The sequence below is a fragment of the Leclercia sp. GHBNCSD genome, from assembly GCF_055805075.1.
The window spans coordinates 119,475-137,891 of record NZ_JBQVYO010000001.1; the positions used below are offsets into that span (position 1 = coordinate 119,475).

Here is an 18,417-nt window from a genome sequence, read left to right on the forward strand (position 1 = left end):
GCCTTAGCGAATATTGATTAACGCGTCAAAGAGCGTGCTGGCAGTTTGCAGCACCTGGGCATTGGCCAGGTAGTACTGCTGGTAGCGCTGGAGGTTGCCATACTCTTCATCGAGGTTAACCCCGGAGATCGACTGCTGCTGGTTGCTCAGCTGCGTCGTCACGTTTGCCTGGGTGGTGCTGCTGGTTTTCAGCGTCGCGGTTTTGCTGCCGCCGGTACTGACCAGCGAGGCGTAGGCATCATTAAAGGTTTTATTGCCGCCGACCACTTTGCTACTTTGCAGATCCAGCAGCGCCTGGCCGTTGCGGTTATCGCTTTCACCGCCGGTGGCGTCAGACGCCAGCGCCAGTTTAGACTCATCGCTAATCGCCACATCCATATTGACGATGGCATTGACGACAGGCTTAACGATAAAGCTGTCTTTGTTATTCGCCGTGCCCGATACGTTCACCGTCAGGCCATCAAAGGACAAGTTACCTTTGCCGTCATCAACTGGCTTAACCGTGGTTTTATCCGAGAGGCGGGTGATCTTCCAGCTGCCGCCGTCAAACTCCATCTTGTAGTCGGTAGCCTGTACTTTAGCGCTGTCTGCCACGTTAATGGCGGCAGTGACGGAGGCCGAGCCGGTATTTTTGGTGTTTCCCAGTACCGCGGGAGCACCAATTTTAAATAACTCACCGCCAGCGTTACCTTCTGGATCAAAGCCCTTTGCGTGTTGGCTGTTCATCTCGTTAGCGAAAGAGAGCGCCAGCTGGTTAAGAGTGTTACGTGCCGCGTCGAGCTCTTGGGTACGGAAAGTCAACATGCCGCCCAGAGAGCCGCTGGTCAGCAGTTTTTCCGGGATCTCTACGGGGCCCGAGGTGCCGTCAACAAACGCCACCGTAGTGCGGGATGGATCGGCGCTGGACTTCACAGCCGCCAGCTGATTAGCGGTGCTGCCCTGAACCAGGTTGTAGCCATTGCCAAAGGAGACGTTATAGGTGCCGCTATCCTGAACGGAGACTTCAACCCCCGCGATCTGGTTCAGCTCGCTCACCAGCTGGTCACGCTGGTCGAGCAGATTGTTCGGGGATGCGCCCGCGCCCACGCCGGTCAGGCGGGAAATCTGATCGTTCAGGTTGGCAATCTGTTTAGCGTAGTTGTTGATCTGATCAACGCTGGTACCGATGGCGGTGTTGATCTGCTTATCCTGATCCCGCAGATACTGATCGTTCACCTTGAACTGGTTCACCAGACCATCAGCCTTGCCCAGTACCGTCTGGCGCGCCGCCGGATCTTCGGCGTTGCTCACCAGAGTCTGCAGACTGGTAAAGAAACCCTGCAGGGTGGTCGCCAGGCTGTTGGTGCTGCCAGAGAGAATGTCGTCAATTTTGGACATCTGCTGGTAGCGGGTCGTCAGGGCACTGCTCTGGTTCTGCGCGGTGCGCAGCTGGTTGGTAATGAATGCATCATATTCGCGCTGTACCCCGGAGACATACACGCCGTTGCCAACCCAACCGCCGCCTGTCAGGGTGCTGTTTGAGGCGCTCAGCACCGTTGTCTGACGGGTGTAGCCCGTCACGTTGTAACTTGAAATGTTATTACTGGCGGTATTCAGTGCAGCCTGGGCTGCACTGAGGCCACTCATGGCGCTGTTGATCAAACTGGACATGGGGGTTCCTTTTATACTTTCAGACATGAGTCCTGCTGGAGATTATCGGCAGGCCCCAGCCGGACTTGAGAACTTTCAGAACAGATTTTCGATATCGTTGCTGTAGGCTTTGCTGACCTTCTCACCCATCGCTTTCAGCTGCTGAATCATGCTGGTCAGCTTGCGGGCATACTGTGGATCGGTGGCGTAGCCCGCGTTCTGCAACGCCTGCGCACCCTGCTCTGCCGTCGCAGCCTGGGTCACGGCCGCATAGCGCGGGTTACGACTCAACAGGCCGACATAGTCTGAAAGTGCCTCGAGATAGGAGCCGTAGACGCGGAATTTGGCTTTGATCTTCTTCGCTTCGCCGTTTTCATACTCGGTGGTGGTGATCTCGGTAGTCGGCCCTTTCCAGCTCCCCGAGGCCTTCACCCCAAAGATGTTAAAGCTCGGCTCACCGTTCTCACGGCGGATCTGCCGTTGTCCCCAGCCCGACTCCAGCGCCGCCTGGGCGAGGATCAGGTGATGCGGCACCCCGCTCTGCTGGCTGGCGAGACGCGCCGGCAGGGAGAGCTGCGCCAGGAAGTCTTTGCTGTCGCCGGTAAGGGGTTCATCATTGCTCTCAGGCACCTTCGGCACCGCTTTACGCACCATCTGCGTCAGAGCCTGGTTTTGATAGCTGGTGACCCTTTCCAGATCGAACTTCATCGGCACCTGCTGCGGTGCCTCTTCTGGCGGCACGCCCTGCGCGGCCGCCATCTGCTTAACGATCACATCGGCAAGTCCTAACCCTTTACCGGCAGTCATCTGCTGCGAAATCTGCTGGTCATACATGCTGGTGTACAGACGCGTGGAATCGCTGCTGAAGATGCCATCTTTTGGCAGGGCTTCACGCATGCTTTTCAGCATCATCTGGACAAACATCCCCTCCACCTGGCGGGCAACCGGGCGGATATTGCCCGCCGGATCTTTACCCGCTTTAGACTTCAGTTCGTTGAGCGACTGGGTATCCCAGGCCGCGCTGCTCAGCAGTTTGCTATCGGTCAGCATCAGATAATTTCCAGTTTGGCGCGCAGGCAGCCCGCGCTCTGCATGGATTGCAGAATCGACATCAGATCCATCGGGGTGGCGCCCAGCGCGTTCAGGGCACGTACCACGTTGTTCAGGTTGGCGCTGGAGCGCACGCTCTGCAGCGAGCCGCCGCTCTGACGCAAATCGATTTGGGTCTGCGGCGTCACCACCGTTTCACCGCCGCCAAACGGCGTATCTGGCTGGCTGACGTTAGCCGAGCGGTTGACGGTCACCGACAGGTTGCCCTGCGCCACGGCGCAGCTATCCAGCGTCACCTCACGGTTCATCACCACCGAGCCGGTGCGGGAGTTGATGATCACTTTGGCATCCTGCGGCGTGACGTTCACTTCCATATTCTGGATATCCGCCAGCAGACGCACCTGGTTACTGCCGCCGCTGGAGACGCGGATCTGCACGGTGCGGGCATCCAGCGCGGTAGCGCTGCCGTAGCCGCGGTTGCGGTTGATGGTGTCCGCAATCTGCTGCGCCATAGTGAAGTCGTCATTATTCAGCTGCAGGTTAATGGTGTTGCCGCTGCCGAACTGGGTCGGCAGTTCACGCTCAATAACCGCCCCGTTGGTAATACGGCCGCCGTTAAGCTGGTTGACCTGCACGCTGCTGCCGCCTGCGGAGGCACCCGCCCCGCCGACAAGGATGTTACCCTGCGCCAGGGCATACACCTGGCTATCTACCCCTTTCAGGGGGGTCATCAGCAGAGTCCCGCCGCGCAGGCTTTTCGCATTCCCCATGGAGGAGACCACCACGTCGATGGTTTGCCCCTGGCGCGCAAAGGCCGGGAAAGAGGCGGTGACCATTACCGCCGCCACGTTTTTCAGCTGCATGTTGGTCCCGGCGGGCACCGTGATGCCGAGCTGGGAGAGCATATTATTCAGACTCTGGGTCGTGAACGGCGTCTGGGTGGTCTGGTCACCCGTCCCGTCAAGCCCCACAACCAGACCGTAACCGATCAGTGAGTTTTCCCGCACACCCTGTACGCTTGTGAGATCGCGAATACGGTCGGCCTGGGCACATGTTGCCACCAGCACCAGCAGGAACCCGAAGAGGGATTTAAACATAGGTCACCTCGATTACATCGGTGATAAGTTAAGGAAGAAACGCTGCAACCAGCCCATATTCTGCGCCTCATTGATGTAGCCGTTGCCGACATACTCAATGCGCGCATCGGCCACCTGAGTGGACGGTACGGTGTTGGAGCCACTGATGGTGCGAGGGTTAACCACACCGGAGAAGCGAATGAATTCCGTGCCCTGGTTGATGGCGATCTGTTTTTCACCCACTACATGTAAATTGCCGTTCGCCAGCACCTGGTCGACGGTTACCGTCAACGTGCCGCTAAAGGTGTTGCTGGCATTGGCGCCGCCTTTACCGTTAAAGGAGTTGCCGCCAGACGCCTCGGCATCGGCGCGCGCGTTACCGAAGAGTCCTTCGAGATAGCGTGGCACAGTGTCGAAGCCAAAATTGGTTTTCCCGTCGCGGCTGGCATTCGCCGACGAGCTCTTACTGGCGCTGACGTTTTCCTGTAGCTGGATGGTCAGCGTATCGCCGATATTACGTGGGCGACGGTCTTCAAACAGCGGCTGATAACCGTAGTTAATCGGCTGCGCGGTCTGGAAAATTGAGCCATTCACTACCGGCGTCGGGCCAGGAATGGGTTGGGCGGAAGTCGCACCCTGCACCAAAGGTTGAGACGGAACCCAGGCGCAACCGCTGAGGGTAACGGCCAGGAGAGTCACTATGGGATAACGAATCGCCGCGTGTTTTTGCATTGCCTTCATCTTCGAAAACAGGGAGCCGGTGCGGCGTGAACCGCACCGGGCTACACCTTAGAGTTGCGTCAGTTTCTGCAGCATCTGGTCGGTCGTCGACACTGCTTTACTGTTAATTTCGTACGCGCGTTGAACCTGGATCATATTCACCAGCTCTTCCGCGACGTTGACGTTTGAGGTTTCCACATACCCCTGATACAGCAGACCTGAACCGTTCAGACCCGGCGTGCTCTCGTTCGGTGCGCCGGAGGACTGGGTTTCGATGTACAGGTTTTCACCGATACTTTCCAGACCGGTGTCGTTCATAAAGGTGGTCAGGTTAAGCTGGCCAACCTGCACCGGCGCAGCCTGGCCCTGCTGGGTCACGCTCACGATCCCGTCACGCCCGATGGTAATGCTCAGGGCGTTCGCCGGAATGGTGATCGCCGGCTGCACCTGGAAACCGCCCGCGGTCACCAGCTGGCCGTTCTGATCCACCTGGAACGAACCGTCACGGGTATAGGCAGAGGTCCCGTCCGGGAGCTGAACCTGGAAGAAGCCCTGGCCCTTGATCGCCACGTCTTTGCTGTTGTTGGTCTGGGAGAGGTTGCCCTGGCTGTGCAGACGTTCAGTCGCTACCGGGCGAACACCGGTACCAATCTGCAGACCGGAAGGCAGCGTAGTCTGTTCAGACGACTGTGCCCCTGGCTGGCGAATGGTTTGATAAAGCAAATCTTCGAAAACCGCACGCTGACGCTTAAACCCATTGGTGCTGACGTTCGCCAGGTTGTTGGCGATGACATCCATATTGGTTTGCTGCGCGTCGAGGCCGGTTTTCGCGATCCATAAAGAACTGATCATAAGTAGTCCTGTTAACTCATTGACAGCAGTTGGTTGGCGCGACTGGCGTTTTCATCAACGCTGGAAATCACCTTCATCTGCATTTCAAAACGGCGGGCGCTGGCGATCATGTCGGTCATCGCGGTTACTGGCTTAACGTTACTGCCTTCCAGCACGCCAGACATGACGCGAATGGTCGGGTCAGCCTGTAACGTTGCGCCACGGGTAGCCTGCGCCGCCTGGGTCAGACGGAACATGCCGTCGTCGCCACGCTGCACTTCAAAACCTTCGGCTTTTACCAGCTTCAGGCGGCCAACCGGCGCGACGGTGTTTGGCGGATCGCCCGGGTTCAGGGCGGAGATGGTGCCGTCGGCCGCGATGGTGATCTCCGAGCCTTCCGGCACGGTGATCGGGCCACCTTCACCAATAACCGGACGTCCCTGGATGGTCAGTTGCCCGACCGCGTCCACCTGGATGTTCCCGTTACGGGTGTAGCCTTCGCCGCCGTCTGCGGTCTGAACCGCCAGCCAGCCGTCCTGCTGCAGCGCCACATCAAGCGGGCGCGAGGTGTAATCCATCTGCCCGGGCGTCATATCGGCTCCCGGGGTGGAGGCGGTCACCAGCGTACGCGTCGGCAGGGAGAGCCCTTCCACCGGGACGGCGCGCATCGCATTGAGCTGCGCGCGAAAGCCCGGCGTCGAAGCGTTCGCCAGGTTGCTGGCGGTGACGGCCTGCTGATTGAGCGTCTGACTGGCGGCGCCCATCGCGGTATATATTGCGTGATCCATTAAGCTATCCCGTCAGCCACTTAGCGGAGGTTAACCAGCGTGTTGAGGATCTGATCCTGGGTTTTGATGGTCTGCGCGTTCGACTGATAGTTACGCTGCGCGACGATCATATTGACCAGCTCTTTACTCAGGTCGACGTTGGAGGCTTCCAGCGCGCCGTTGGTCAGGGTACCGAAGTTACCGGAACCGGCGGTGCCCAGCAGCGCCACGCCTGAAGACTGCGTGGCAGACCAGACGTTGTTCCCCTCAGACTGCAGACCTTCGTTGTTGGCGAAGTTTGCCAGTACGATCTGACCCAGCACCTGGTTCTGTTCGTTGGAGTAGTTACCTACCACGGTACCGTCGTCGTTGATCTGATAGCTCACCAGGTCGCCCGGCTTGTAGCCGTTCTGGTTGGTCGCCACGATGTTGTTCGCCCCGGTGTTCTGCTGCATGGAGTTCAGGAAGCTCAGGGAGAAGGTCACCGGCAGCGCGCCGCTCAGCGGATCGGTGGTCACGTTAATGGCCGGATTGGCGTTTGGCGTCGCACTCAAAACACCGGCTGGGCTGTAGTTATAGATCCCTTCCAGGTTGCCGTTGGGGTCGAAGCTCATCTGGGCAGATTTGGTGATCTGGCCGTTCGCGGCGCTACCGTCCTGGGTGTAGAGATCCCACTTGTTGTCCGCCGTTTTCACGTAGTAGACATACATGTTGTGGGCGTTACCCTGGTTGTCATAGACGGTGATGGTGCCTTTCTTGTTGAAGCTGTCTGAATCCGGGTTGGCACTGGTCACGTCAAACGGGATGTTAGGCACGCTGTCCGTGGAGTTCAGGTTGATCTGCTGGGCTGCGGTGCTGGTCGCTTTAGCGGCCATCAGATTGTTAGGAATGGTGATCGGCTGCGGGTTCGCGCCGGTCTGTACCGTTGGCGGGCTACCCGCTGCCGGATAGCCGGTCACCTGCAGACCCTGCATGTTTACCAGGTTGCGGTTTTCGTCCAGGCTGAACTGGCCGTTACGGCTGTAATAGACGGAACCGTTGCTGTCGAGCATACGGAAGAAACCGTTCTGGCTGATCGCCACGTCCAGACCACGACCGGTATTAGTGGTGGTACCGTCGCTGAAGTCCTGAGTGATCCCGGCGACTTTTACGCCCAGACCGACTTTGGAACCGGCGAACATATCTGCGAACGACGCGCTACCAGACTTAAAGCCATAGGTCGCGGAGTTGGCAATGTTGTTACCAATGACGTCGAGGTTAGTGGCTGCAGCATTCAGGCCGCTGACCGCTTGTGAAAAGGCCATTTGTTACTCCTGATAAAGGTTAAGGCTTATATAATCTGCCGAACTTCGTCGAGCGTAGTTGTACCGTAAGTCCCCAGATCCAGCGTGTTACCGTTGCTGCTGCGGATCACACCCTGCACCATCGCGAACTGCAGTGGCTGGGCCACCAGCTGCGTACTGCCGCTGCTGGCGGAGATGGCAACGTTATAGGAACCATTTGGCGCACTGCTGCCGTCGGTCATCGTGCCGTCCCAGGTAAAGGTGTGTACTCCCGCTTTCAGTTCGCCGATATCAATGGTACGAACCACCGCACCGTTCCTGTCGGTGATGGTGGCGGTCACTTTATCGGCGCTCTGCTGCAGCTCAACACCAAACGGCGTGGTGGAGGTGGTGCTGGTGCCGTCGGTGCTGCTACTGCCTGCCAGAATGGTGGAGCCCGGGATCATCACGCCATGCCCAATCAGCGTGCTGGCCTGCATCGACTGGCTGCTGTCGAGCTGCCCGGAAATTGAACCCAACGTGGTGTTCAGTTTCTCGATGCCGCTCACCGTACTGATCTGCGCAAGCTGCGTGGTCAGTTCGTTGTTCTGCATCGGGTTGGTTGGATCCTGGTTTTTCAGCTGTGCGACCAGCAGCGTCAGGAAGCTGCTTTGCAGATCGGACGCGTTGCTGCCGGTAAGCGAACTGTTGCCGGTGGTGCCGCTGACGCCTGTGGCACTCGACCTGTCATTGACATTGACTGCAATGGACATTGATCTCTCCTTTACTGGCCCAGAGTGAGCGTTTTAAGCATCATGCTCTTCACGGTGTTCAGTACTTCAACGTTGGCCTGGTAGCTGCGGGACGCTGACATGGTGTTCACCATCTCGCCCACTACATCCACGTTCGGCATTTTGACGTAGCCGTTGGCGTCGGCCAGCGGGTTGCCCGGCTCGTAGACCAGTTTGTCCGGTGCCTGGCTCTCAATTACGCTGGCGACTTTTACCCCGCCGGTTGCGGCGCCCGGTGCCGCATCGACCTGGAACACCACCTGTTTGGCGCGATAAGGTTGCCCGTCCGGACCCGCCACGCTGTCGGCGTTCGCCAGGTTACTGGCGGCGACGTTCAGTCGTTGCGATTGCGCGGTCAGGGCTGAACCCGCGATATCAAAGATATTGAGTAAGGCCATTAACCATTGCCTCCCTGCAGAACATTCATCATGCCTTTAATCTGCCCGCCGAGAACGGTCAGCCCCATCTGGTACTGCAGGCTGTTATCGGCGAACTGCGTACGCTCCCGGTCCATATCGACGGTGTTACCGTCCAGGGATGGCTGATCGGGAATGCGATAAAGTAAATCGATACTCGGGGTGGTCACGGTCTGTGCGGGAATGTGGCGTGCAGACGTCAGCGCAAGGGCGACACCGCTATTTTCGGCCCGACCGCGCTCCATCACTTTCTTTAATTCACTGGAAAAATCGATATCGCGCGCCTGAAACCCGGGGGTGTCGGCGTTAGCGATATTGGCGGCCAGAATCTCCTGACGCTGGGCGCGTAAGTTGAGCGCTTCCTGCTGAAAACGTAGCGCGGCGTCGAGTTTATCGAGCATGTCTCCTCCGCTGATGGCAAAATTTCAGTGGATAGCTTAAATCTCACCCCGTCTACTTCATCGACGGAATAAGCACAAAATGCGTCGCTATTTATTGCGTTGATGGCAAACCCCTACAGGTAGAATTCTGCTCATCATTAAACCGACGGTAACGGGCGATATGGCACTCAAACGTGGTTTCACCGCAACCCTGCTCCTCTGGAGCGCCCTCACGCAGGCGCAGGATCTTGATGCCCAGCTGACAACATTTTTTGCCCAGCGGCTGGCGGGGTTCAGCGATGAGGTTTCGGTGCAGGTTCGCACGCCAGCCAGCATGCGTCCTTCGTGCGAGACGCCTGCATTCAGCGTTCTCGGCAATACGAAGCTGTGGGGCAACGTCAGCGTTACCGCCCGATGTGGCAATGAAAAACGATTTATACAGGTTGCAGTTCAGGCCACGGGCGATTATGTTGTCGCGTCCCGGAGTATCCCCCGGGGTGCCGCCCTGCAGCCGGACAGCGTTACGCTGAAGCGCGGCAGGCTGGATCAGCTTCCGCCCCGGGCCATCCTGGACATTAACCAGGTGCAGAATGCCGTCAGCCTGCGCGATCTGGTGCCAGGGCAGCCTTTACAGCTATCGATGCTGCGTCAGTCCTGGCGGATCAAAGCGGGGCAGCGGGTGATGGTTATCGCCAGCGGCGACGGCTTTAGCGTTAACGGTGAAGGTCAGGCGCTAAACAATGCGGCGGTTGCGCAAAACGCCCGGGTGAGAATGTCTTCGGGCCAGGTGGTGAGTGGAACGGTGGATTCTGATGGGAATATTCTGATTAACCTATAATCTTTTTAAAGATTATGCGGCGGCTGCCGATATAGAAGTAACTTAATGATGATGTCAGGCGCCAACGCCGCGAACCCTCGATGAGGACAATATAATGAGCATTGATCGTACATCGCCCCTGAAGCCGGTTAGCCCAGTTCAACCGCGCGAAATGAATGACACTGCCACTGCAAAGACTCGCCCGCAAAAATCGGCGACCGCCAACAGCACCAGCGTCACGCTGAGCGATGCCCAGGCGAAACTGATGCAGCCTGGTAGCAACGATATCAACATGGAGCGTGTTGAAGCGCTGAAAACCGCCATCCGCAATGGCGAGCTGAAAATGGATACCAGTAAAATCGCTGATGCGCTGATCCAGGATGCGCAAAGTTTCTTAGAGTAACCACTGTATGAGTCGTCTGACGGAAATAATGGATCAAATGACGGTCGTGTTGAACGACCTGAAAACGGTCATGGACGCCGAACAGCAGCAGCTCTCTGCCGGAAATGTTCATGGCAGCGCGCTGCAGCGCATTACAGAAGATAAAAGCTCACTGCTGGCCACGCTGGACTACCTTGAACAGCAGCGACGCAGCGAGCAATCCGCGCGCCATAGTGCAAATGATGATGTCGTCGAACGCTGGCAAACTATTACTGAAAAAACGCAGCATCTGCGCGATCTGAATCAGCACAACGGGTGGTTACTGGAAGGGCAGATCCTCCGTAACCAGCAGGCGCTTGCCGTGCTTAAGCCGCATCAGGAGACAGGACTGTATGGCGCCGATGGCCAGACAGCCAGCTCACGCAGCGGCGGAAAGAAAATTTCGATTTAATCAGGCGATAGCCACAGGAATGGGGAGCACCGACAGGCGCTCCCCTTTTTTTGCATTACGCCGTGCGGCGGGCAAACTCTTTCACCTTAAAGCCCAGCACCGCGAGGGTGGCAAAGTAGGCCACTACCCCCACCAGCACGACCGCCATCAGGCGCAGCAGACGATATGGCATGGTGCCCAGCGACCAGTCCGGCATTACGTAGAGCATCCCCACCAGCGCGGCCGCCATTACCAGCACCGCAATCACCAGACGCAGCAGGAAGCGCGACCAGCCCGGCTGCGGGGTAAAGATCTGCTGCTTACGCAGCTGCCAGTAGAGCAGCCCGGCGTTGAGACAGGCCGCCAGACCGATGGATAACGACAGACCGGCATGCTTCAGCGGACCGATAAATGCGAGGTTCATCACCTGGGTCATAATCAGCGTCACAATGGCGATCTTCACCGGGGTTTTGATGTCCTGGCGCGAATAGAAGCCCGGGGCCAGCACTTTCACCACGATAAGGCCCATCAGTCCCACGGAATAGGCGATCAGCGCCCGCTGGGTCATGGCAGCATCAAAGGCGGTAAATTTACCGTACTGGAACAGGGAGACGGTGAGCGGTTTCGCCAGGATCCCCAGCGCTACAGCGCTTGGCAGCGCCAGCAGGAAGCAGAGGCGTAACCCCCAGTCCATCAGGCGGCAATATTCGTCATGGTTGCCACTGGCGAAACTGCGGGAGAGTGAAGGCAGTAAAATGGTGCCCAGCGCCACCCCCAGCACCCCGGAGGGAAACTCCATCAGGCGATCGGCGTAGTACATCCAGGAAACCGACCCGGAGACGAGGAAGGAGGCGAAGATGGTGTTGATGATGAGTGAAATCTGGCTCACCGACACGCCAAGGATCGCCGGCCCCATCTGCTTCACCACGCGCATCGCGCCGGCATCGCGCAGGTTAATGCGCGGCAGGACCAGCATGCCGATTTTCTTTAGGTGCGGCAGCTGATACGCCAGCTGGAGTACCCCCCCTACCGTCACAGCCCAGGCCAGCGCCAGTACTGGCGGATGGAAATGCGGCGCGGCAAACAGCGCAAAGCCGATCATGCTGACGTTAAGGAAGGTGGGCGCAAAGGCCGGTACCGAGAAGCGGTTCCAGGTGTTGAGGATGGCTCCGACCAGCGACGCCAGGGAGATCAGCAGTATATAAGGAAAGGTGATGCGCAGCAACTGCGTAGTCAGGGCAAACTTGTCGGCGGTATCGGCAAAGCCGGGGGCGGTCACCATGATCACCCAGGGCGCCGCCAGCATCCCAATCACGGTGACGATGGCCAGCGCGAGGGTCAACAGCCCCGACACATACGCGACAAAGACCCTGGTGGCGTCTTCACCCTCCTTACTTTTATATTCCGCGAGGATAGGCACGAACGCCTGGGAAAAGGCGCCTTCGGCAAAAATTCGACGCAGCAGGTTGGGCAGTTTGAACGCGACAAAAAAGGCGTCAGTGGCCATCCCTGCGCCAAAGACCCGCGCCACAATGGCGTCGCGCGCAAAACCCAGCACGCGCGAAAACATGGTCATCGAGCTGACGGCGGCCAGCGATTTTAATAGGTTCATTAACGTGAGCTTCCACTACCTGAAACAAAACGCCTGCAAAGCAGGCGTCATTTCGCCGGGTATCGCTATGCTTACCCGGCCTGGAAAACGCAAAACGCGCCTAGTCTACTCGTAAAAACAGGAATTGCTATGGGCAGATGTTACAGAGGGTTATTCGCTCATGGCATCGCGCCAGAGCTTCTCCACGATGCGCTGGGCACGGATCGCCTGTTCACCCGAGGTTTCAGGAACCGTCTGATTTTGCACGCATTCAATAAAGTGGCGCGCGCAGCCCACAAAACCACGCTGCTCCAGGGTGCTCTGCCAGCCAGGAATAGCCGGCGTAACCACTCCAGCGCCCCGCTCTTCGCGCCACTCGCGCATATCGGTCACGTCCAGCAGCGCGCCGTCCGTCACCGCCTGGACCCACTCCCGCTGGCTGCCTGCCCGGCGGTGCATGGAGGTGGTGATCTGCATATTGCCCGTGCTGAAATGGTGCTCAGCATAGATCATCGCCCCCTGCTCGTTGGTTTGCAGCGTGCCGCCGGTGAGACGCGCATTATCTCCCGCCAGCCACAGCGCGGTGTCCACCACGTGCAGATAATCATCCAGCAGGGTAAAACGCAGATCGTTGGGGCCGACGCTGTCGGCGCGATGCTTATCCATCCGCAGGGATGCCGCCTCCTGAAGCCCATTTTTCAGCTGCTGATAGAGCGGCGCAAAGCGACGGTTGAAACCGACCATCAGGGTGCGTTTTTTCTGTGCAGCGAGCTCAATCAGGCGCTCGGCGTCGGCCAGATTGTCCGCCAGTGGTTTATCAACACAGACATGCACCCCGGCATGCAGTAGCTCGCTAACCACCTGGTAATGGGTGGCGGTGGAAGTATGGACAAAGACTGCATCACAGGCGCGGGCCAGCTCCTGCAACGACTCATAGTAAGGCATACGCAGCGATTCACAGATCCTGATCGCCTTATCCCGAGAGGGTGACCAGGCCCCCTGCAATGTCCAGTCTGACGCGGCGCTCAGCACCGGCAGCCAGGCTTTCTGGGCGATCCCCCCCAGCCCTACCACGCCCACTCGTAATTTTGTCACCGTTAATCTCCCAGATGTGCCAGCAGCGAATCGAGGCGCTGCTTCAGTTCTTCGACTTCGTTTTCCAACGCTTCAACGCGGGCCAGTAAGGTTTCTTCCGTGGCGGGAGCCACTGTCTCAGCGGCGGCGGTAGTTTCAACCTCTCCGCTGAAGAGATGCATATAGCGGCTTTCACGCTTGCCCGGCTCCCGCGCCAGGCGCAGGACAAACGGGCCATCCTCTCTTGCCGCCAGGCCTTCGAGGGTCTGTTCCACCTCCTGCATATCGGCGAATTCATGCATGCGCGCCGCCCGGGTGCGCAGCTCGCCCGGGGTCTGTGCCCCGCGCAGCAGCAGGGTGGCGATCAGCGCCACTTCGGCGGAGTTTAGCTTCAGGGCGCCAAACTCGGAGTTGCAAAAACGCTGCTCATATTTGGTGACGCGATTGCCAAAGCCGCTGACGGTGCGCAGGTAGTGGCGTTTCACCAGCGCATCCAGCAGATCCTGTACCTCATGTTCGGCAAGGTTCATCACCGGTTCACGGTTGGTTTTTTGGTTGCAGGCCAGGGTGACCGCATTTACCGAGAGCGGATACTGCTCCGGCGTCGTGACCTGCTTCTCCAGCAGGCAGCCAATGACGCGCGCTTCAGTGGCGCTTAACTGATATTTCATCTCTGTTCCTTAGCGCCCCGCGCTCCACTCTTTGGTTGTCAGCGCCGTCAGGACATGATCGCGCCATTCGCCGTCAATCAGCAGGTAATCTTTGGCGTAGCCCTCCTTTTCAAATCCGAGGCGCGCCAGCAGACCGCCGCTGCGCTGATTGTGCGGCATATAGTTGGCCATAATGCGGTGCATGTGCTGGGTACGTTGCATATAGCGGATTGCCGAGGTCAGCGCTTCAAACATCAGCCCCTGCCCCTGCCATTTTTGCCCGATGGAGTACCCCAGATAGCAGGCATGAAACGAGCCCCGCACCACGTTAGAGAAGTTGGCGATGCCAATGATCTCTTTTTCATCGGGGTCCAGCAGGGCAAAGTAGAACGCTGAGCCCTGCTTGTGAAACTCGGCGATCATGCTCAGCCGGGCCTGCCAGCCGGAAGGATAGCAGTGGCTCTCATCCCGCACGGGTTCCCAGGGTTTTAAAAACTGACGATTCTCAGCGTAGTAGTCCGCCAGACGCCAGGCATCACGCTCATGCACGAGGCGAACCACCAGCCGGTCGGTCGTCAGGCGTACTTTCGGCACATTACTGCGATAGCCAAACATGGATACTACTCCTTCATGTTACAACTTTGACCCGTTAGCTTTACTATACCTGCGCCGCTGCCTTCTGGGAAAACAGTGACATACCATTTTGAAGACTTTTCACATTTTTCGATTAAAACCCTCAATCAAAACCCCTTTTTGATAAAAAAATATTGTCGCCTGCGTAGTGGGAAAAAACCTGCCGACACCGCAGAATATTAGCGCGCTCATTATCTTGATACCCTAAATAATTCGAGTTGCAGGAAGGCGGCGACGCAGCGAATCCCCTGGAGCTTACTCCGGTAAGTGACAGGGGTGAGCGAGGAGGCCAACGCACCGGCAACCTGAAGTATGACGGGTATATTTCCCTGGAGGGGAAATGTCCCATATCTCACAGGCCCGGAGCCTGGGTAAATATTTCCTGCTTGTTGATAACATGCTGGTTGTACTCGGCTTTTTTGTCGTTTTCCCCCTCATCTCTATTCGCTTTGTCGATCAGATGGGCTGGGCAGCGTTGATGGTCGGCATTGCGCTGGGGCTGCGCCAGTTTGTCCAGCAGGGGCTGGGGGTGTTTGGCGGCGCGATTGCCGACCGCTTTGGCGCGAAACCGATGATTGTCACCGGCATGCTGCTGCGGGCGGCGGGTTTTGCCACGATGGCGATTGCCCATGAACCCTGGCTGCTATGGGTCTCCTGTATTGTTTCCGGGCTTGGCGGCACGCTGTTCGATCCGCCGCGCACGGCGCTCGTCGTGAAGCTGATCCGTCCCCGGCATCGCGGGCGTTTTTTCTCGCTGCTGATGATGCAGGACAGCGCGGGCGCGGTGGTGGGTGCGCTGCTGGGAAGCTGGCTGTTGCAGTACGATTTTCGGCTGGTCTGCGCCACTGGGGCGGTGCTGTTTATTCTGTGTGCGGCCTTTAACGCCTGGCTGCTGCCCGCCTGGAAGCTCTCCACCGTCAAAGCGCCGGTACGGGAGGGACTCGACCGCGTCTGGCGCGATAAACGTTTCATTACCTACGTGCTGACGCTGGCGGGCTATTACATGTTGGGCGTACAGGTGATGCTGATGCTGCCGATCATGGTTAACGATATCGCCGGATCGCCGGCGGCGGTGAAGTGGATGTACGCCATTGAGGCCTGCCTCTCCCTCACCCTCCTCTACCCTATTGCTCGCTGGAGCGAAAAACGCTTCCGCCTCGAGCATCGCTTGATGGCGGGCCTGCTGCTGATGTCCCTGAGTATGCTGCCCATTGGGATGGTGAGCTCCCTGCAACAGCTGTTTATGCTGATTTGTACCTTCTATATCGGCTCCATCATCGCCGAACCCGCCCGTGAAACGCTGAGCGCCGAGCTGGCCGATCCGCGCGCGCGGGGCAGCTATATGGGCTTCAGCCGTCTCGGTCTGGCGATTGGTGGCGCGCTGGGCTATGCCGGGGGCGGCTGGCTGTTCGATGCCGGGAAAGCCTTTAACCAGCCTGAACTGCCGTGGGTGATGCTGACTTTGATTGGGGTAACTACTTTCTTCGCGCTGGGCTGGCAGTTCAGCCACAAGCGCGCTGCACCCGGCGTGCTGGAGCCCGGAGCCTGACCGGGACTCAGGCACTATTCCTGTTCTTCGCCGTTATCAGTTTATTCTGCTGGTCTGAGGGACACTCCCCTGACATACTGGCGCGTCAGGATTGAAGCGCCAGTATGTCGAGGAAAACCATGAAAAAGATTGTTATTGCCACTGCGTTGATCATCAGCGGTCTGCTGGTTGGTTGTAATCAGCTCACCCAGTACACGGTCAGTGAACAGGAGATTAACCAGGCCCTGCAGAAGCGCAATAACTTTGCGAAAGATATCGGTGTGCCCGGCGTCGCCGATGCGCATATCGTCCTGAGCAATCTTGCCAGCCAGATTGGCCGCGAAGAGCCGAACAAAGTGATGCTCTCCGGCGACGCCAGTCTGGACATGAATTCGCTGTTCGGCAGCCAGAAAGCCAATATTAAGCTGAAGTTAAAAGCGTTGCCGGTCTTCAATAAGGATCAGGGCGCCATCTACCTGCAACAGATGGAGATCACCGACGCCGTGGTCTCGCCGGAGAAGATGAAACCGGTTCTGCAGACGCTGATGCCATACCTGAATCAGTCCCTGCAAAACTACTTTAATCACCAGCCGGCTTATATCCTGAGCGAAGACAACAGCAAGGGCGAAGCGCTGGCGAAAAAATATGCAAAAGGTATCGAAGTGAAGCCGGGTGAGATTGTCATCCCCTTCGTCGATTAACCCGTGAGGCGCTTCGGCGCCTTTTTTTACAGAAAAGAGTGCAAACGAAAACGTTTCCCCCTATTCTTTGTGTCCGGCAAAAATCATCTCACTCAGCCGGAGCCTATCCATGACTGCACAATCCCAGGTTTTGAAAATCCGCCGCCCAGACGACTGGCATATCCATCTTCGCGATGGCGATATGCTGAAAACCGTCGTGCCGTATACCAGTGAAATTTATGGCCGCGCGATTGTCATGCCAAACCTGGTGCCGCCGGTCACCACGGTCGATGCGGCGATCGCCTATCGCCAGCGCATTCTTGATGCCGTGCCTGCCGGTCACGATTTTACCCCGCTGATGACCTGTTATCTGACCGACACGCTCGATGCGAATGAGATTGAGCGCGGCTTTAGCGAAGGGGTCTTTACCGCCGCCAAACTCTATCCGGCCAACGCCACCACCAACTCCAGCCACGGTGTCACCAGCATTGACGCGATTATGCCGGTGCTCGAGCGCATGGAAAAACTGGGGATGCCCCTGCTGGTCCACGGCGAAGTGACTCATGCCGACATCGACATTTTCGACCGTGAAGCGCGTTTCATCGAAACCGTGATGGAGCCGCTGCGCCAGCGCCTGCCGGGTCTGAAAGTGGTGTTTGAACACATCACCACCAAAGATGCCGCGGAGTACGTGCGCGATGGCAACGAGCTCCTGGCGGCCACCATCACCCCGCAGCACCTGATGTTCAACCGCAACCATATGCTGGTAGGTGGCGTGCGTCCGCACCTCTACTGCCTGCCGATCCTCAAACGCAATGTCCACCAGCAAGCGCTGCGCGAGCTGGTTGCCAGCGGCTTTGCGCGCGTCTTCCTCGGCACCGACTCCGCGCCCCATGCCCGTCATCGTAAAGAGGCCAGCTGTGGCTGTGCAGGCTGCTTTAATGCCCCGACCGCCCTTGCCAGCTACGCGCAGGTTTTTGACGAGATGAATGCCCTGCAACATTTCGAGGCGTTCTGCTCCCTGAACGGGCCGCGTTTCTACGGTCTGCCGGTGAATGAGGGCGTTGTTGAGCTGGTGCGCGAAGAGAGCAGCGTCGTGGAATCCATCCCCCTGACTGACGACACCCTGATCCCCTTCCTCGCGGGTGAAACCGTTCAGTGGACAGTGAAGCGTTAAAAATTGTTTGCCCCCTGTTGTAAATTCAACAATATGACTGTATAAATACACAGTATATAACACAGGGGGCAATTATGCGTATTGAAGTGACCATTGCCAGAACAACGCCTTTGCCTGCTGGTGCGCTGGACGCACTGGCGGGTGAATTATCCCGCCGTATAAACAACTCCTTTCCCGAACGCGAAGGTGCCGTCACCGTGCGTTATGCGGGGTCAAACAATCTCTCGGTCATCGGTGGCGCAAAAGATGATAAAGAGCGTATCAGCGAAATTTTACAGGAAACCTGGGAGAGCGCTGACGACTGGTTTATTACCGATTAAATTTTCTCCTTCATTGTGTTTTTTTGCCGGGTCGCCCCGGCTTTTTTTCCTCTTTTTATGTGAAAGCACGAATAATCTGACTGACTTCGTCAAAAATCATCAGCAAGATGACGTTTTAATGTTCAAACAATCCTAAAACGCATAAATATTTGGGACTGCCTGTTTCTTTTTCCCTTCAGAAGCCTTATTTATTGATATACTGAAATTGCTTCA

At 57.6% G+C, this 18,417-nt stretch carries 21 protein-coding genes; 7 read left to right on the plus strand and 14 right to left on the minus strand.

What is annotated here, in order from left to right; translation table 11 throughout:
* Positions 1 to 3: 3 nt before the first annotated feature.
* From flgK to flgB, 10 genes are all read right to left on the minus strand, one after another.
* The gene (gene flgK, locus ACT3IC_RS00670) at positions 4 to 1,650 is read right to left on the minus strand and encodes a flagellar hook-associated protein FlgK (protein ID WP_473475773.1); all 1,647 of its coding nucleotides are present in this window, start codon (positions 1,648 to 1,650) and stop codon (positions 4 to 6) included.
* Positions 1,651 to 1,725: 75 nt separating this feature from the next.
* A complete protein-coding gene (gene flgJ, locus ACT3IC_RS00675) occupies positions 1,726 to 2,679 on the minus strand; it encodes a flagellar assembly peptidoglycan hydrolase FlgJ (protein ID WP_473475775.1) in 954 nt (317 codons plus the stop codon).
* A complete protein-coding gene (locus tag ACT3IC_RS00680) occupies positions 2,679 to 3,776 on the minus strand; it encodes a flagellar basal body P-ring protein FlgI (RefSeq protein WP_103179080.1) in 1,098 nt (365 codons plus the stop codon). Before ACT3IC_RS00680 ends, flgJ begins: the two co-directional genes overlap by 1 nt.
* A 12-nt stretch (positions 3,777 to 3,788) precedes the next feature.
* Positions 3,789 to 4,487: a flagellar basal body L-ring protein FlgH gene (gene flgH / locus ACT3IC_RS00685; RefSeq protein ID WP_039028917.1), complete on the minus strand. Its 699-nt coding sequence runs from the start codon at positions 4,485 to 4,487 to the stop codon at positions 3,789 to 3,791.
* A 57-nt stretch (positions 4,488 to 4,544) separates the two neighbouring features.
* Positions 4,545 to 5,327 (minus strand): flagellar basal-body rod protein FlgG, encoded by a 783-nt coding sequence (gene flgG / locus ACT3IC_RS00690; protein WP_032617536.1) that lies wholly within the window; start codon positions 5,325 to 5,327, stop codon positions 4,545 to 4,547.
* A gap of 11 nt (positions 5,328 to 5,338) precedes the next feature.
* Positions 5,339 to 6,094 (minus strand): flagellar basal body rod protein FlgF, encoded by a 756-nt coding sequence (locus ACT3IC_RS00695; protein ID WP_103179079.1) that lies wholly within the window; start codon positions 6,092 to 6,094, stop codon positions 5,339 to 5,341.
* 20 nt (positions 6,095 to 6,114) lie between these two features.
* Positions 6,115 to 7,377 (minus strand): flagellar hook protein FlgE, encoded by a 1,263-nt coding sequence (gene flgE / locus ACT3IC_RS00700; protein ID WP_156654275.1) that lies wholly within the window; start codon positions 7,375 to 7,377, stop codon positions 6,115 to 6,117.
* 26 nt (positions 7,378 to 7,403) lie between these two features.
* Complete coding sequence (gene flgD / locus ACT3IC_RS00705) at positions 7,404 to 8,108, minus strand: flagellar hook assembly protein FlgD (protein WP_103179077.1); 705 nt, start codon at positions 8,106 to 8,108, stop codon at positions 7,404 to 7,406.
* An 11-nt stretch (positions 8,109 to 8,119) separates the two neighbouring features.
* Positions 8,120 to 8,524 (minus strand): flagellar basal body rod protein FlgC, encoded by a 405-nt coding sequence (gene flgC / locus ACT3IC_RS00710; RefSeq protein ID WP_103179076.1) that lies wholly within the window; start codon positions 8,522 to 8,524, stop codon positions 8,120 to 8,122.
* A complete protein-coding gene (gene flgB / locus ACT3IC_RS00715) occupies positions 8,524 to 8,943 on the minus strand; it encodes a flagellar basal body rod protein FlgB (RefSeq protein ID WP_103179075.1) in 420 nt (139 codons plus the stop codon). Before flgB ends, flgC begins: the two co-directional genes overlap by 1 nt.
* Before the next feature lie 160 nt (positions 8,944 to 9,103).
* Between flgB and flgA the strand changes: the two genes are divergently transcribed.
* The 3 genes from flgA (at position 9,104) to flgN (ending at position 10,572) form a co-directional block, all read left to right on the plus strand.
* Positions 9,104 to 9,760, plus strand: a complete 657-nt coding sequence (flgA, locus tag ACT3IC_RS00720) for a flagellar basal body P-ring formation chaperone FlgA (RefSeq protein ID WP_214421832.1) — start codon at positions 9,104 to 9,106, stop codon at positions 9,758 to 9,760.
* Between the two features lie 94 nt (positions 9,761 to 9,854).
* Positions 9,855 to 10,142: a flagellar biosynthesis anti-sigma factor FlgM gene (gene flgM, locus ACT3IC_RS00725; RefSeq protein ID WP_103179073.1), complete on the plus strand. Its 288-nt coding sequence runs from the start codon at positions 9,855 to 9,857 to the stop codon at positions 10,140 to 10,142.
* A gap of 7 nt (positions 10,143 to 10,149) precedes the next feature.
* Positions 10,150 to 10,572 (plus strand): flagella biosynthesis chaperone FlgN, encoded by a 423-nt coding sequence (flgN, locus tag ACT3IC_RS00730; RefSeq protein ID WP_103179072.1) that lies wholly within the window; start codon positions 10,150 to 10,152, stop codon positions 10,570 to 10,572.
* Between the two features lie 55 nt (positions 10,573 to 10,627).
* On the opposite strand, the gene murJ is transcribed toward flgN, so the two are convergent.
* The 4 genes from murJ to rimJ form a co-directional block, all read right to left on the minus strand.
* Entirely contained in the window at positions 10,628 to 12,163 is a 1,536-nt protein-coding gene (gene murJ, locus ACT3IC_RS00735) for a murein biosynthesis integral membrane protein MurJ (RefSeq protein WP_103179071.1), read from the minus strand.
* A 150-nt stretch (positions 12,164 to 12,313) separates the two neighbouring features.
* Positions 12,314 to 13,237, minus strand: a complete 924-nt coding sequence (locus tag ACT3IC_RS00740; RefSeq protein ID WP_159339148.1) for a Gfo/Idh/MocA family protein — start codon at positions 13,235 to 13,237, stop codon at positions 12,314 to 12,316.
* A 2-nt stretch (positions 13,238 to 13,239) separates the two neighbouring features.
* Positions 13,240 to 13,887, minus strand: a complete 648-nt coding sequence (locus tag ACT3IC_RS00745; protein WP_159339149.1) for a YceH family protein — start codon at positions 13,885 to 13,887, stop codon at positions 13,240 to 13,242.
* Between the two features lie 9 nt (positions 13,888 to 13,896).
* A complete protein-coding gene (gene rimJ, locus ACT3IC_RS00750; RefSeq protein WP_103179068.1) occupies positions 13,897 to 14,481 on the minus strand; it encodes a ribosomal protein S5-alanine N-acetyltransferase in 585 nt (194 codons plus the stop codon).
* A 358-nt stretch (positions 14,482 to 14,839) separates the two neighbouring features.
* On the opposite strand from rimJ, the gene mdtH reads away from it, so the two are divergent.
* The 4 genes from mdtH (at position 14,840) to dinI (ending at position 18,204) form a co-directional block, all read left to right on the plus strand.
* The gene (mdtH, locus tag ACT3IC_RS00755; RefSeq protein ID WP_103179067.1) at positions 14,840 to 16,048 is read left to right on the plus strand and encodes a multidrug efflux MFS transporter MdtH; all 1,209 of its coding nucleotides are present in this window, start codon (positions 14,840 to 14,842) and stop codon (positions 16,046 to 16,048) included.
* A 119-nt stretch (positions 16,049 to 16,167) separates the two neighbouring features.
* Positions 16,168 to 16,728, plus strand: coding sequence for a lipoprotein (locus tag ACT3IC_RS00760; protein ID WP_103179066.1), 561 nt, complete (start codon positions 16,168 to 16,170; stop codon positions 16,726 to 16,728).
* Positions 16,729 to 16,837: 109 nt separating this feature from the next.
* Positions 16,838 to 17,884, plus strand: a complete 1,047-nt coding sequence (gene pyrC / locus ACT3IC_RS00765; protein WP_159339150.1) for a dihydroorotase — start codon at positions 16,838 to 16,840, stop codon at positions 17,882 to 17,884.
* A 74-nt stretch (positions 17,885 to 17,958) separates the two neighbouring features.
* The gene (gene dinI / locus ACT3IC_RS00770) at positions 17,959 to 18,204 is read left to right on the plus strand and encodes a DNA damage-inducible protein I (RefSeq protein WP_103823692.1); all 246 of its coding nucleotides are present in this window, start codon (positions 17,959 to 17,961) and stop codon (positions 18,202 to 18,204) included.
* The last annotated feature ends 213 nt before the right edge of the window (positions 18,205 to 18,417 follow it).